Origin of the sequence: Chryseobacterium sp. R2A-55 (assembly GCF_021401085.1) — a bacterium.
In the GTDB taxonomy this organism is placed as follows: domain Bacteria; phylum Bacteroidota; class Bacteroidia; order Flavobacteriales; family Weeksellaceae; genus Kaistella.
In genome coordinates, this window is the sequence record NZ_JACBFP010000007.1 from 109,756 (window position 1) to 124,160 (window position 14,405).

15 protein-coding genes are annotated in these 14,405 nt (G+C 39.9%); 5 read left to right on the forward strand and 10 right to left on the reverse strand.

The window, feature by feature from the left end; all coding sequences use genetic code 11:
* Window positions 1–9 precede the first annotated feature (9 nt).
* From L0951_RS09225 to L0951_RS09235, 3 genes are all read right to left on the reverse strand, one after another.
* Complete coding sequence (locus tag L0951_RS09225) at window positions 10–798, reverse strand: alpha/beta fold hydrolase (RefSeq protein ID WP_234110942.1); 789 nt, start codon at window positions 796–798, stop codon at window positions 10–12.
* A 170-nt stretch (window positions 799–968) separates the two neighbouring features.
* Window positions 969–1,688, reverse strand: a complete 720-nt coding sequence (locus tag L0951_RS09230) for a pyridoxine 5'-phosphate synthase (protein WP_234110943.1) — start codon at window positions 1,686–1,688, stop codon at window positions 969–971.
* A gap of 23 nt (window positions 1,689–1,711) precedes the next feature.
* Complete coding sequence (locus L0951_RS09235; protein ID WP_234110988.1) at window positions 1,712–2,971, reverse strand: mechanosensitive ion channel family protein; 1,260 nt, start codon at window positions 2,969–2,971, stop codon at window positions 1,712–1,714.
* A gap of 65 nt (window positions 2,972–3,036) precedes the next feature.
* On the opposite strand from L0951_RS09235, the gene L0951_RS09240 reads away from it, so the two are divergent.
* On the forward strand, window positions 3,037–3,522 hold the full coding sequence (locus L0951_RS09240; protein ID WP_234110944.1) for a DUF456 domain-containing protein: 486 nt from the start codon (window positions 3,037–3,039) through the stop codon (window positions 3,520–3,522).
* A gap of 10 nt (window positions 3,523–3,532) precedes the next feature.
* Window positions 3,533–4,222: a hypothetical protein gene (locus L0951_RS09245; protein WP_234110945.1), complete on the forward strand. Its 690-nt coding sequence runs from the start codon at window positions 3,533–3,535 to the stop codon at window positions 4,220–4,222.
* On the opposite strand, the gene L0951_RS09250 is transcribed toward L0951_RS09245, so the two are convergent.
* A complete protein-coding gene (locus tag L0951_RS09250; RefSeq protein ID WP_234110946.1) occupies window positions 4,209–4,850 on the reverse strand; it encodes a uracil-DNA glycosylase in 642 nt (213 codons plus the stop codon). The genes L0951_RS09245 and L0951_RS09250 overlap by 14 nt on opposite strands.
* Before the next feature lie 110 nt (window positions 4,851–4,960).
* On the opposite strand from L0951_RS09250, the gene L0951_RS09255 reads away from it, so the two are divergent.
* Entirely contained in the window at window positions 4,961–7,111 is a 2,151-nt protein-coding gene (locus tag L0951_RS09255; protein ID WP_234110947.1) for an endonuclease MutS2, read from the forward strand.
* 157 nt (window positions 7,112–7,268) lie between these two features.
* Here L0951_RS09255 and rny read toward each other — a convergent pair whose 3' ends face one another.
* From rny to L0951_RS09285, 6 genes are all read right to left on the reverse strand, one after another.
* Window positions 7,269–8,840 (reverse strand): ribonuclease Y, encoded by a 1,572-nt coding sequence (rny, locus tag L0951_RS09260; RefSeq protein WP_234110948.1) that lies wholly within the window; start codon window positions 8,838–8,840, stop codon window positions 7,269–7,271.
* Between the two features lie 222 nt (window positions 8,841–9,062).
* A complete protein-coding gene (locus L0951_RS09265; RefSeq protein ID WP_234110949.1) occupies window positions 9,063–9,350 on the reverse strand; it encodes a cell division protein ZapA in 288 nt (95 codons plus the stop codon).
* Window positions 9,350–9,652 (reverse strand): hypothetical protein, encoded by a 303-nt coding sequence (locus tag L0951_RS09270; RefSeq protein ID WP_234110950.1) that lies wholly within the window; start codon window positions 9,650–9,652, stop codon window positions 9,350–9,352. The genes L0951_RS09265 and L0951_RS09270 overlap by 1 nt, the downstream gene beginning before the upstream one ends.
* Window positions 9,653–9,788: 136 nt before the next feature.
* The gene (locus L0951_RS09275) at window positions 9,789–10,574 is read right to left on the reverse strand and encodes a porin family protein (protein ID WP_234110951.1); all 786 of its coding nucleotides are present in this window, start codon (window positions 10,572–10,574) and stop codon (window positions 9,789–9,791) included.
* Window position 10,575: 1 nt separating this feature from the next.
* Window positions 10,576–11,295 carry a bifunctional demethylmenaquinone methyltransferase/2-methoxy-6-polyprenyl-1,4-benzoquinol methylase UbiE gene (ubiE, locus tag L0951_RS09280; RefSeq protein WP_410686357.1) on the reverse strand — a complete coding sequence of 240 codons (720 nt, stop codon included), beginning with the start codon at window positions 11,293–11,295 and terminating at the stop codon, window positions 10,576–10,578.
* A 10-nt stretch (window positions 11,296–11,305) separates the two neighbouring features.
* Window positions 11,306–11,875: a hypothetical protein gene (locus L0951_RS09285; protein ID WP_234110952.1), complete on the reverse strand. Its 570-nt coding sequence runs from the start codon at window positions 11,873–11,875 to the stop codon at window positions 11,306–11,308.
* A gap of 213 nt (window positions 11,876–12,088) precedes the next feature.
* Between L0951_RS09285 and L0951_RS09290 the strand changes: the two genes are divergently transcribed.
* Both L0951_RS09290 and L0951_RS09295 read left to right on the forward strand, forming a co-directional pair.
* Window positions 12,089–13,156 (forward strand): 3-oxoacyl-ACP synthase III family protein, encoded by a 1,068-nt coding sequence (locus L0951_RS09290; RefSeq protein WP_234110953.1) that lies wholly within the window; start codon window positions 12,089–12,091, stop codon window positions 13,154–13,156.
* A 41-nt stretch (window positions 13,157–13,197) separates the two neighbouring features.
* Window positions 13,198–14,403 (forward strand): metallophosphoesterase, encoded by a 1,206-nt coding sequence (locus tag L0951_RS09295; protein ID WP_234110954.1) that lies wholly within the window; start codon window positions 13,198–13,200, stop codon window positions 14,401–14,403.
* The last annotated feature ends 2 nt before the right edge of the window (window positions 14,404–14,405 follow it).

Sequence of the window (14,405 nt, forward strand, 5' to 3'; positions counted from 1 at the left end):
TCAAAAATATCAACTGAGGAATTTATGCATGATAAAATCCTTCACCACCTCATTGAAATCCTTAGGATTTTCCGCCTGAACCCAATGTCCTGCGTTTTTAATGGTCACGATGGAGGAATTCGGAAATTGCTGCTTGATTTGAAATTCGTCCTGCGGAAGAATATAATTGGATTTTGCACCTGCGACAAATAAAGTTTCGCCCGTAAAAACCCCATATTTTATGGCATTTGAAACAAACTCGCTGTATTTTTCGGACAATGTTTTCAGATTGAATCTCCAATCCAGTTTTTTATCATCTTTCCAATAAAGATTCTTGGTGAGAAACTGAATGACGGATTTTTCTGGGATAAACTGATGGAGAAGCTCTTCCACTTCCTGCCTGGAATTCACTTTTTCGAAATCCACACTTTCCAGCGCCTTCATAATTCCTTGATGATGCGGGGGATAAGCTTTAGGACCGATATCTACGACGATCAGTTTTTCCACTTTGAGCGGATATTTTATAGCGAACTGCATCACTGCTTTTCCGCCGAGAGAATGACCGAGCAAATTCGCTTTTGCAATCCCGTAATGTTCCATGTAATGCGTAATGTCATGCGCCAAATCGTCGTGGGACATTTCTTCGGAATGGAAACTTTTGCCGTGATTCCGTAAATCAATCAGATGAACCGGGAAAAGCTCGCCCATTTCTTTACCGAAACTTCCCCAGTTATCGAGCATTCCAAAAAGCCCATGAAAAACCAAAAGTGGAGTTCCCGATTTTTCCTGTCCGTATATTTTTGAGTGGAGGATTTGCATTAAATTAGATTTTAGGTTTTTTGTGTTCTTCTCTTATGATTTCCTCATATTCTAACCAATTAAAGTCCTTAAAAATAATGGTTATTGGCGTCATTTCGGTATCTCTAAAATAATTTATGGACTTAAGCATCATAAAAGGAATCTGATGAGGATATTATTGTCGGTAAAATCTACCATTTCGCCAGTCGTTTCAGATACGCCTGAACGGTATTTTCCAATCCCATATAAAGCGCTTCGGAAATCAAAGCGTGACCAATGGAAACTTCCAGTAAATTGGGAATATGGTCTGCAAAATATTTCAGATTATCCAGACTCAAATCATGACCGGCATTGATTCCCAAACCAATTTTTGTTGCTTCCAAAGCCGTTTCATAATACGGTTGGATGGCTGATTCTTTGTTGACCGTATAATTTTTTGCAAATGCTTCTGTATAAAGTTCGATTCGATCTGTTCCGGTTTCTGCGGCAAATTTCACCATTTCCGGATTGGGGTCCAGGAAAATGGAAGTCCTTATTCCGGCGTTTTTCAGTTCAGCGATAACCAATTTCAGAAAATCCAGATTCTTTTCGCAATCCCAACCAGCATTGGAAGTAATCGCATCATCCGCATCGGGAACCAAAGTCACCTGTTCCGGTTTGATTTCCAGAACCATGTCCAGGAAGGGACGATGTGGATTTCCTTCAATATTGAACTCGGTGCTAATCAAAGGCTTCAAATCATAGACATCTTTTCTTGTGATATGTCTTTCGTCCGGACGAGGATGAACGGTAATTCCCTGCGCACCAAATTCCTGCAATTTTATCGCCGCTGCGGTCACACTTGGAATTTCGCCACCTCTTGCATTTCTGATGGTGGCAATTTTGTTTATATTTACGCTGAGTTTCGTCATTATTTATTGTTCAGATTAGTCATTCATATTTTTGAAAACTGCATCACTTCCAAATCAAACTCCTTGGAAGCCACCAAAAGATGGTCGAAAATATCGGCAAGAATATCTTCATAATTCGCCCAAACAGAACTATTGGTGAAGCAGTAAATTTCAAGCGGCATTCCTTGGGGCGTATTCTCCAGCTGTCTTACGATGATGGTTCCTTGCTGGTCTATCGATTCATTGTTTTTTAAATAATTAAAGACATATTCCCGAAAAACCCCGATATTGGTCAGTTGCCGGCCATTGATCAAAAGTTCAGGATTCGGCATTGTGGTTCTGCTTTTGATTAATTCATCCCTTTTCGTTTCAATATAATCGGTAATGAGATTGATTTTTGCCAGCTTATCCAGATTTTCTCTGTCCAGAAATTTGAAAGACTTGATGTTGAAAATAATGGAACGCTTGATGCGTCTGGTATTGCTTTCGGTCATGACCTGTAGATTCTTGATCTCAGTGGTCAAAAGATCGTAAGTAGGAATTGTAGAGATCGTTTTATCGAAATTTTGAATTTTAGTCGTCAGCAGATTAAGATCCAGGATATTTCCCTCCAGATTGTACTTCGGTATTCCGATCCAGTCACCGACTTTCAGATTTTTGGAAGTCGCCACGTGCATTCCGGTCACAAATCCCAAAATCATATCCCGGAAAATCAAAACCAAAACTGCGGTGATCGCACCCAAACTTCCTACAATCGCAGAACCGCTGATGCCGAATATGACACAAACCGCCACCACTGCGGAAATAAAAACCCCAAAAATCCGAACCGTTTGCGAAACCGCATTCAGCGCAATGATTCTGTAATGGTTTTTCATGATGATGTAATAGTTCCGAAATGCCGCCAAACCACGATAAAGCATTCCCGCTACCACGAATACGATGATCAGTCCGATCATTCTTTCCAAAAATGTGAAACTTTTCGGATGCCGGTAAAAAATGGAAAACAGCGCATAACTCCCGAACAGAAGCGCAATCAGATTTGCAAAAGAATTGGTAATCCTCGATTGGTAAACCGATTTTAAAACGGGATATTTATCCTTGTAAAAAAACACCCGGAAAACTCCATTCACCAACATTTTCACCAAAAAACTAACCAGGAAAATAACCAGAAAAAGAAACAGAAGTTTCAGCACGATCTGCCAAAACAGAACCCAACTGTCGGGTAAGTTTTCCCGTACCCAATAATGGATGGAATCGCTAATGTTTTGCAGAAAATCTTTAGTATCTTTCAGTTCGGTGTTCATCAGCACAAAATTAATAAAACTGTTTGTCATTCGCGGATTAATAATTATTTTTAACAAAAAAAGAAATGGACAACAGTTTGATTTACCTCGTCGTGATGATTCTGCTGGTATTGGGGATTTTAGGAACCTTTATTCCCGTTTTACCTGGACTACTGCTGAGTTTATGCGGATTGTTGATTTATAAATTCGGGACAGATGCTCCGCTTTCAATGATTTATGTCTGGATTTTTGTGGTATTGACCGGCATATCTGTAATTCTGAATTATGTAATTCCCGCCCGAACCAACCGAAAATACGGTGGAACACGATGGGGAAGCGTCGGTTCGGTACTCGGAACATTCGCCGGTATGATCTTCATTCCAATTCCATTTGGATTCTTGATCGGGATGTTTTTGGGCGTGTTTATCGGTGAATTACTGCATGATGTTAATGACAAGAAAAAAGCTTGGAATTCCACAAAAGGCGCACTGATAGGCTTTTTATACGGAACAGGATTTAATTTCATCGTTGCTTTGGCAATGTTTTTGGTAGTATTATTTGACCTATTTTAAAATCAACACGATGCATCATCCTATCCTCATTACCACATTTGGTTTGCTAACTTTGGCAACCTGTAAAAATCCTGAAACAAAGAACGGGATTACAAACACAGAAACTTCTGTGAACACCACCTCCACTTCAACTGCGGAAGACCATCACACAAACACTGTCTATTCAACAGATAGCATAAGCAATTCTTCAACCGTTACCACCATGCAAGAACACACCACTCCTCCAAAAAAAGGCAACCCCAAAATGGCACCAGGATTACCACCCGATAAAGCGGCGATAGATCAGGCAAAAAAAGAAGCCGCCAGAAGTTCAGCAAATTCGGAGAAAGACGGCGTCATCTATTTAAAAGAAGGCGAAAGAAGATTTCTGAAGGAATATGAAATGAATGTAACCTTCAAGAAAATGCTTGAAGATAGCCGCTGTCCGGAAGGCGTTGAATGTATCTGGGCTGGAAATGCTACTGCCGAAATTGAATTTATGGGAACTTATACCCGTCCGATGACTTTTCAGCTAAGCACTACCAATGACACCAGACGTGGCACTACCACGAGCGGAAATTTCAATGGTTACAGTATTTCGTTGGTTGAAGTTTATCCTCAAACTACTTCTGATAAAGGATTTAAAGCACTTCAGGGGAATTATAAAATCGGGTTGAAATTCTCGAAGAGTTCAAACGGAGACGGAGTTACCACGAAATAATCTGCAGATTTTTTGATGCTAAATAGTCATTAATTTTAGAAAATGGCTTGCTGCCGTAAAATCCGCGGTAAACCGAAAACGGTGATGGATGAGCAGATTTAATGATAAAATGTTTGGAGGAATCAATGAGTTCCTCCTTTTTTTGTGCAAATGCGCCCCACAAAACGAAAACCACATTTTCTTTCTTATCCGAAATCTCCTTGATTACGAAATCTGTAAATTTTTCCCAGCCCAAATATTTATGCGAATTTGGAGCATGAGCTTTCACTGACAAAGTTGCATTCAAAAGCAATACACCCTGTTTTGCCCAATCGTCGAGTTCAGTTTTGGTTCGCTCTATTCCTAGATCGGCTTTCAGTTCAGCAAAAATATTTTTTAAAGAAGGTGGCGCAGAAACTTCTTCTGAAACAGAAAAACAAAGCCCATTCGCCTGAAAATAATTATGATAAGGATCTTGCCCAATAATCACCACTTTCACTTCCTCAAACGGAGTCAGTTCCAAAGCACGGAAAATCTGATTTTTCGGCGGGAAACAATCTCCGGATGAATATTCCTCCTCCAATTTTCGGCAGAGATTTTCATAATATTCCGAATGAACGACGGGTGCTACAATTTCGGACCAAGTCATAAATGATGAATAATGAGTAATTGCAAAATTAAAACAATATTACCGTTTTCAAATTATGATGTACACACCACCACACATCTTCACATCAACAAATTGATTATTTTTGCAGGGTGCATATACAAAAAGAAGATTTAAACGAACTCGAATTTCCCGAACTGTTGTCGGAAATAGCTCCATTTGCCTTTTCACCGAAGATGGCGGAAAAAATTCTTGCACTTCAACCGATGGAAATTGACGAGGCTGAACTTTCACTAAAAAAGGCAGCGGAATTTCTATCGAGTTTTGAAAGCGAAAATGCTATTCCATTCAGCGAATATGAAGATATTGAACAGGAACTGAAACTGATGATGATCGAAAATTTTCGGTTAGAAAATGCGGCCTTTATCAAAATAAAAAGCTTGACTGAGCAAATCGGAAAACTACAAAAATTTTTTCCGCCATTTGAAGAGTTATTTCACAACCTGAATAATGATGTGAAAGTCTTGGAATTCAAGAAAGAAATCATAGACAAGATCGATCATGTTTTCAACCGTTTCGGTGAAGTGAAAAGTGAGGCTTCCCCATTTTTAAAAACCCTTCGAACGGAAATCCAACATGCCAGAAAAGCCATTCAAGAGAACTTCAACCGCACTTTGAGCGCGCTCTCCACCACTGATTTTCTGGATGATATTAAAGAAAGCATCATCGATGACCAAAGGGTTTTGGCAGTGAAATCCGGATACAAAAAAAGAGTTTCTGGAAGAGTTTTGGGGGTTTCAAAAACAGGGTCGATTACCTATATTCAACCTGAATCGGTGGTGAAACATCAGTTTAAACTTCGGGAAGACCTGGAGGAAGAAAAGAAAGAAGTCGATAAAATACTAAGAAAACTTACTGCAGAAATTTCTGAATTCCAGCCCGAACTTTCTGACTATCAAAGTTATATTTTCGATTTGGACCTAACAAGGGCGAAAGCAAAATTCGCCGAAAAAATCGGTGGTGTTTTACCTAAAATCAACCGGCATAAGACTTTACGACTGGTCAATGCATTCCACCCGCTATTGCTGATCCGCAACCGGGAAGCCCAAAAAAAGATTTTTCCCCAAACTTTGACTTTGACGGAACACAACCGAATCATTTGTATTTCGGGACCAAATGCAGGCGGAAAATCCATTACCTTAAAAACCGTCGGATTACTTCAACTGATGATTCAAAGCGGAATCCTGGTTCCGGTACATCCAAAATCGGAAATGTTTTTCTTTAAAAAATTAATGACCGATATCGGTGACAACCAGTCAATTGAAAACCATCTTTCCACGTACTCTTCCCGGTTAAAAAAAATGTCGCAGATCATCCGCGAAGCCAATTCCGATACCCTTTTACTGATTGACGAATTCGGGACTGGATCTGATCCGGAATTAGGAGGCGCATTGGCGGAAAGTTTTCTGGAATTTTTTTACGAAAAGAAATCTTTCGCAATTATTACCACGCATTACACGAACATTAAACTGGTGATTGAACAACTTCCGAACGCCCAGAATGCGGCGATGCTTTTCGACGAAAACTCCCTGGAACCACTTTATAAACTGGAAGTTGGACAAGCCGGAAGTTCTTTCACTTTTGAAGTTGCAGAGAAAAACAAGATTCCAAGATTCATCATTAATTCTGCCAAGAAAAAGGTGGAACACGACATTGTGAACCTGGATAAAACCATCGTTAAGCTGCAGCAGGAAAAATTTGAGGTCGAGAAACTGAAATCCAATTTAACCGAGCAAAAAGAATCCACCCAAAACAAGCGTGAAAATCTGGAAAAACTCAACGAGCAGCTTCAGCAGAAACTCTTCAACTTCCAGAAACTTTACGAAGACGAACACCGAAAACTGCAATTCGGGAACAAGATTGAAAGTTTCATCGATTCTTATGTGAAAGGAAAATCCAGAAAAGATGTAGTGCGGGATTTCGTAAAAATTCTGGAACAGGAGAAATTCCGAAAACTTGGCTCTGATAAAGATGAAACCAAAAAACTGCAGGTGATCAAGAGAAAAATCACCCAGCAACTCAAAAAGGAAAACGTTCAGGAAAAAATCGCGGAGACCCACGAAAAATTAGAAGACCGAAAAAAGAAAGAGCGCGCAGTTTGGTTGAAAATCGGTCAGCGTGTGAGAATTTCGGGTTCAACTTCTGTGGGAACCATTGAAAAAATAGACAAGAACCAAAAGGTGACGGTGAATTATGGAACGTTTAAGACCCAGATTTCCGGGGACGAACTGGAACGGATTTAATCGTCTGATTTTCTCACGCAGAGGAACTGCTGGAATCAGCAAGAAATTCTCAAAACATTTATGTCCGTTCAATACGAATTTGAAATCATAAGAAAAGTCCTTCCAAAAACTTGAAAGGACTTTTTTAATTCTGAGATTTCAGCCAGTTACCGCTGCATTATCTTGCGATATTCACCGCTCTGGTTTCACGGATCACTGTGATTCTGACTTGACCCGGATAAGTGAGTTCATTTTGGATTTTTTCAGAAATATCATAAGAAAGCTGTGCGCTTTGGTCATCGCTAACTTTACCGCTTTCCACCATCACACGGAGTTCACGACCCGCCTGAATTGCGTATGCACTGGAAACCCCGTCAAAACTCAATGCGGCGGATTCCAAATCTTTTAGTCTTTGGATATAAGATTCCAAAACCTGTCTTCTAGCTCCTGGTCTTGCTCCGGAAATTCCGTCGGCAACTTGGATGATTGGCGAAAGAAGTGAAGTCATTTCAATCTCGTCATGGTGTGCTCCAATTGCGTTAACAACTTCTGGATTTTCACCGAATTTTTCTGCCCACTGCATTCCGAGAAGCGCGTGTGGAAGTTCGGATTCCTGTTCCGGAACTTTTCCGATATCATGGAGTAAACCGGCTCTTTTCGCCAATTTCACATTGAGTCCCAGTTCTGCAGCCATCGTTGCAGCGATGTTGGCAACTTCTCTGGAGTGCTGCAAAAGGTTTTGTCCATAAGAAGAACGGAATTTCATTCTTCCCACGATTTTCACCAGTTCCGGGTGCAGTCCGTGGATTCCCAGATCGATGATGGTTCTTTTACCCACTTCGATGATTTCTTCCTCGATATGTTTTCTGGTTTTTTCCACCACTTCCTCAATTCTTGCGGGGTGAATTCGTCCGTCGGTTACCAATCGGTGCAGCGATAATCTGGCGATTTCTCTGCGGACCGGATCGAAGCATGAAAGCAGGATTGCTTCAGGAGTATCATCCACAATGATTTCTACACCGGTTGCAGCTTCCAAAGCACGGATATTTCTACCTTCTCTACCGATGATTCTTCCTTTCACTTCGTCGGATTCAATATTGAAGACAGAAACCGAGTTTTCGATGGCCTGTTCCGTTCCGATTCTCTGAATGGTTTGAATGACGATTTTTTTGGCTTCCTGTTTTGCATTGAGATTGGCTTCTTCCATGATGCTTTGAACATGAGCTTGCGCTTTTGTTTTCGCTTCGGCTTTCATGGCTTCCACGAGTTCGTTCTTGGCATCCTCTGCGGAATATCCAGAAATTTTCTCCAGGATTTCTACTTTTTGGGCAGTGATGGCATCCAATTCCTGTTGTTTTCTTTCCAGAATTTCGTGTTTTTTGCCGTAGTCTGCGATTTGTCTTTCCAGATCCTTTTCCAGTTTTCCGGTTTTGCTCAGTTCGTCATTGAGTTTGTGCTCTTTGTCTTTGAGGCTTTTCTCGGATTCCTGCATTTTCTTTTCTCTCTGCTGAATATCGGCATCATGTTGCGATTTCAGTTCCAGGAATTTTTCTTTGGCCTGAAGATGTTTTTCCTTCTTCACGGCTTCTGCTTGAACCGTGGCTTTCTCTATAAGATTTTCGGCGTTTTTCTTGGCATCATTAATGATGAATTGTGCCTTTGAATTCAGCGAGCTTTTGGAAAAAACAAGTCCCAAAACCGCACCGATTCCCAGACAAACCATGCCGATGATAATTGTAATTAAGTCCATATATATCTATGTTTATTTTTGTTTTAGTTCAAAAAAAGCCTACAACAATTCCGGATTAGAGTAAACTCCTAATCTACACGATTTGAACTGATTTTCATTTTCTGTAATCCGAGCAAGTCGGCGCGCCATCAAATGAACTTTCGTCCGGTTATTGTTTAGCGTTGAGTTTACCTTTAATGTGTTAGAACTATTGTAGGCAGTTGTTTCCCGGAAAAGAAAAATCTACTTTTCCAGCGCTTCCAAGATCCGGTTGAGCTGTAGCAACCTTTCATTGGAGGCATTGATATTCTTTTCGTTCGTGATTTGTGAGACTTCCGCGTTGGTTCCCATTTTCAGGGCGCACATCGCCAAAGCATCCTGTTTGTCTCTCACGTCAAAATTTTGTTCAAAATCTTTAATCATGGCTTCAATCTGTTTCCCCACTTTTCGCAGTGTTTCTTCTTCTGCAGCGGGCACATTCAGCGGATAATTTCTTCCGGCGATGGTGATGGTAATCCTCCTCACTTCCATTACAATCCGTTGTTTTGAAGTTCTGCAATACAGTTATCCACCTCTTTGATCAACCGGTTGATGTGCGTTTTCATCAATCGGTTGTGGTCTGGATTCCCGGATATTGCCGAGTAAAGCTTAATATTTTTTTGTTCTTCTGCTAATGCCTGACTTTTTCTTCTTTCCTCATCATACTTTGCCTTCAGCTCTTCGTGTTCTCGACTTAGTTCCAAATACTTTTCGCTTAAGTTCTGATAATCTTTTCTGAAGTTCAGAACCCTTTTCTCCAAAAGCGAAAAATTATTCTCTAAATCTCGAAGCATTTTCAGGTGTTGTTATTCTAACTATTGTACAAAAATATAAAAATTTAATTTGAATTGGAGTTTTCTCGCAGATTTATTTGGATAAAAAAAGAGAAGACCTAATCAGCCTTCTCTTTATGAAATATTTAAATATAATTTATTCGAATTTCAGCACGAACATAAACGCTCTGGTTTTTGCAGAGGAAATTGCCGAGGTCCAATATGGTGGCGTTTCTGCATTATCTGCAACCATCTCGTCATTGATCATAAATGTTCCACGGAATCCCGGAGTCAGTTTGAATCTGCTGAAATAGAACTGAATCCCGATTTCTGCGGTCCAGGCAAAATTACTGGATGTGGTGCGGAAAATCCCGTTTGAATTGTCATCCACCGAACTGCTATTGGATTGCAAATTCATCATCCAGTTGACCCCTGCAGCGGCGTAAGGTCTTGAATTGTACCATCTGTCACCATGAACTTCCAATAACAAAGGTACGTCCAAATAAGTGGATTTCACCGTTCTCAGCTTGTCTGCTTCCGTCAAAGCCCGCGGTGTGAAAGGTGCATTGGCTGTAGTTCCACCAGAATATTGATCATTTGATTGGGTATTAAAGGTAATTTCTCTGGACATGAACTGAAGTCCCGGTTCCAATCTTAAATCAAAATTGTCATTAAGACGCATCTTTCCAATTAATCCGGCTCCGAAACTGTATGAGGACTTGGTTTGCACCAGGTTTCTCTGCCCATCCATCCCAAACATGGGGTGCAGCACGAGTTTGTAGTCAAAATTATTTGCTGCAAGGTAAAAACCGTAGCTGAATTTTTGGCCATCAAAACCTTCCAGACGGTCCATTCTGTCTTTGGTTCTGAAAAGCTGCGCATTGAAAAGTCCCGCAAAGAAGATTGCTATGAGTACCTTGATTTTCAGTGTGTTATTCCCCATATTATTTGGTTGCCTTGTAAATAGTTGCGATTCCTAGACTTAGTTTCTTGTATTCTACTTTCTGGAACCCTGTCTTCAACAGTATGTTTTTCATTTTCTCGCCAAACGGAAAAGCGTTCACAGAATCCGGAAGATAGGTATAAGCTCTGTTATCTTTGGAAACCAGTTTCCCGATTTGGGGCAGAATATTTTTAAAATAAAACATATAGAACGGTCCCAAAAACCCTTCCACTTTAGAAAATTCCAGAATATATACGCTCGCATTTTCTTTCACTACCCTTCTGAGTTCCGACAAACCTTTCTCCAGATTCTCAAAATTTCTTACTCCAAAAGCAACGGAAACCGCATCGAATTTATTGTCATCAAACGGCAGGTTTTCAGCATCGCCTTTTTCCATAGAAATTTCGGCATCTAATTTAAGTTTTTTTATTTTATCGATCCCTACATTCAACATTTGCTGTGAAAGGTCCAAGCCAACCACTTTCGCACCGGTTCCTTTTTGCACGGCAATCGCCAGATCGCCGGTTCCGGTTGCCACATCAAGCACCAGTTTTGGTTGGTCTTTGTTCATCCATTTTACCAAAGTGTTTCGCCACAGCACATCAATTTTCATGGAAAGCACATGATTCAGCAGATCGTATTTCGGCGCGATATTGTCGAACATATCTTCCACTTCCTTTTTTTTCCCGGCTTCTGTATTGTAGGGTGTAACTTGGCTCACAATCTTTGATTTAAAATTTGTAATATTCTTGGTAATACTTAAGAAAATCCTCTTTTCTGAAAATCTTCGTTCTGGATTCCACTTTTTGGATGTTTTTCACCACCTGGTCGTAATTTTCGTCCAAATTATAGTAAAAATCATCAGTGTATAATTTATTGAAATGGACCGGTTTGTTCAGGTAATTCTTTCCGTCGATTTCGGTGGCACCTCTTGCGGCGATCAGCGAATCTTTATTTAGTCCGTATCCGTAAAACTGTTCGTTGATATAATAATCCTGATGTGAAATATTCAGCAAACCACGGTCTTTATTGACATTAAAGGAAGAATCATACAAAAGTTTCCTTTGGTCATCAAAAACAACAATCTTATTTTTTCCCTTTTTCAAATCAATCCTGAAATTTTGTCCGGACGAAATAATCTTTTCCGCTCCATTATTGATTTTAAAAAAATAAGTATTTTTTGTAGGATTGTCAACCAAATAATAATTTTTTTTTGCCAAAAAGACGAAATAAATCCCAAATGCGACGATCACAGCAAAAACCGAGAAGAGCAAACCTTTGGTGGATGGACTTAATTTCATAATAGTTGGCGTAAAAAACTTTGCAAATTTAGGGAATATTTTTTTTGTTGGGAATGATTTATCGATAGATCATATAAGGAAATGCGATTCATCTAAAGTTCAATTTGGAAAAGGCGCTTTAAGCTTTAGGAAAACCTTTAAATTTCTAAATTAATTTCATTTCCTATATTTTTGGATTATTTCTTAACTTTGCCTAAATTTTCCAGAAAAAAAATGCCCAATACAATTATTATAGGATCAGGAAGTTATATTCCCTCAAAAGTTATCGGTAAAGAACACTTCATGGATTCGGTTTTTTTTACCGACGAAGGTGACAAAATCAATAAACCGAATGAGGAAATCTTCCAGAAATTCGTAGAAATCACAGAAATCGAGGAAAGAAGATATCTTGAAGATGATGAATTCAATTCAGACCTCGGTTACCACGCTGCAAAAGAAGCCATCTACGATGCAGAGATTGATCAGGAAGAATTGGACTATATTATTTACGCCAGTAATTTCGGGGAAGTTGACAAAAACGGGATGACCAATTTCATGCCCTCCATGTCTGCAAGAGTGAAAAACAAACTCGGCATCAAAAACAGAAAATGCATCAATTACGACATGATTTTCGGTTGTCCGGGTTGGGTGGAAGCAATGATTTTGGCAGACACTTTAATTAAAGCCAAAAAAGCAAAACTGATTTTGGTGGTAGGTTCTGAGACTTTAAGCAGAGTCACCGACCCTTTTGACAGAAACAAAATGATCTTTGCTGACGGAGCCGGAGCAGTGGTGGTAAAAGCAACAGACGAAGAAAATGTAGGAATCATAGCCGATTCCACAGTTTGCGACAATGATGTGGAATTAACTTATCTGGAAAACTCGCCATCATTAAACAAAAATGCAGACCAAAAACCACTCTACATCAGAATGATCGGCAGGAAAATCTATGAATACGCTCTGAAAAATGTTCCCATCGCCATCAAGGAGACCATTGACCAAGCTGGTTTGACCATTGATGATATCGACAAAATCCTGATCCATCAAGCCAACGCAAAAATGGATTACGCCATGATTTCCAGACTTCATAAACTATATGGAAAAACAAATTACAGCCACGATATCGCACCGATGACCATTCAGCAATTCGGTAATTCATCAGTCGCCACCATTCCTACGATGTTTGACCTCATCATCAAAGGTGAAATGAAAGGCCAGAAATTCAAAGAAAAAGGAAATATCGTTTTCGCTTCCGTGGGCGCTGGAATGAACATTAACGCGATTGTTTATCGCTTTCCATAAAAATCATCAAGTCCTTCAAAAAGAAGGATTTTTTTTTAAAAATGCAGAAAAACATTCTCATCTTCACAGGAATTATTTTTGTTCTCGAATTCTATGTTTATCAGGCTTTTAAAACCGTAACTTCAAACCAATGGTTAAGAGTCGGTTACTGGCTGGTTACTATTTTGGTCTATGGATTTTTCATCTATGAACTATTGGGATTTTCGCGCAGTGAAAGGGATCATCATAGAATTCAGATCCTCGCGTCGATATTTTTAATCTTTCTGATTCCAAAACTCTTCATCGTCTTTTTTCTGATTTTGGAAGATATCGGCCGGTTTTTCAGGTACCTGTTCACTTTTTATGCAAAGCCGGATTCCTATTTTCCTGAAAGGCGAAGATTCATCAGTCTGCTCGGATTCGGAATCGCAGGAATTTTTTCTGCTTTGATCATTGACGGAATCATCTTTGGGAAATACCGGCATTGGGTGAGACAGGTGAAATTGAAAATTCCGGGTTTACCAAATAGTTTTAAAGGCTACAGAATCATTCAAATCTCCGATGTGCATTCCGGGAGTTTTTTTCATCCCGAAAAATTGCAGCACGCCATCAATTTAATCAATAAACAAAAGCCGGATTTGGTAGTTTTTACGGGAGATATGGTGAATAATTTCGCGAGTGAGTTTGAACCTTTCGTTGCATTGTTTTCTTCGATAAAATCAAAAGACGGAAAATTCTCAATCCTCGGAAACCACGATTATGGCGATTATGCCGAATGGAAGTCGCCCGCAGAAAAAGCCCATAACATCCTGAATCTTATTGAACTCCAAAAGAAGGCAGGTTTCGAAATGCTCAGAAACGAACACCGCGTCATCGAAAAAAATGGCGAGAAACTCTACATTTTGGGTGTAGAAAACTGGGGCGAAAAACCGTTTCCGCAATACGGAGATTTGGATAAAGCAGCAGCAGGAATTCCGGCAGAAGCTGCAAAAATCCTGATGAGCCACGATCCTTCCCATTTCGATGCCATCGTGAAAAAACATCCCTCAAACGTGCAACTCACGCTTTCCGGACATACCCACGGAATGCAATTCGGAATCGACCTTAAGAACATCCGCTGGAGTCCTGCTCAATACCGTTATAAAAAATGGGCGGATCTGTATGAAAGTGAAGGAAAATACTTGTATGTAAACAGGGGCTTCGGCGTAATTGGCTTTCCCGGAAGAGTGGGAATTGAACCGGAGATTACTCTGCTTGAACTATCTTAATT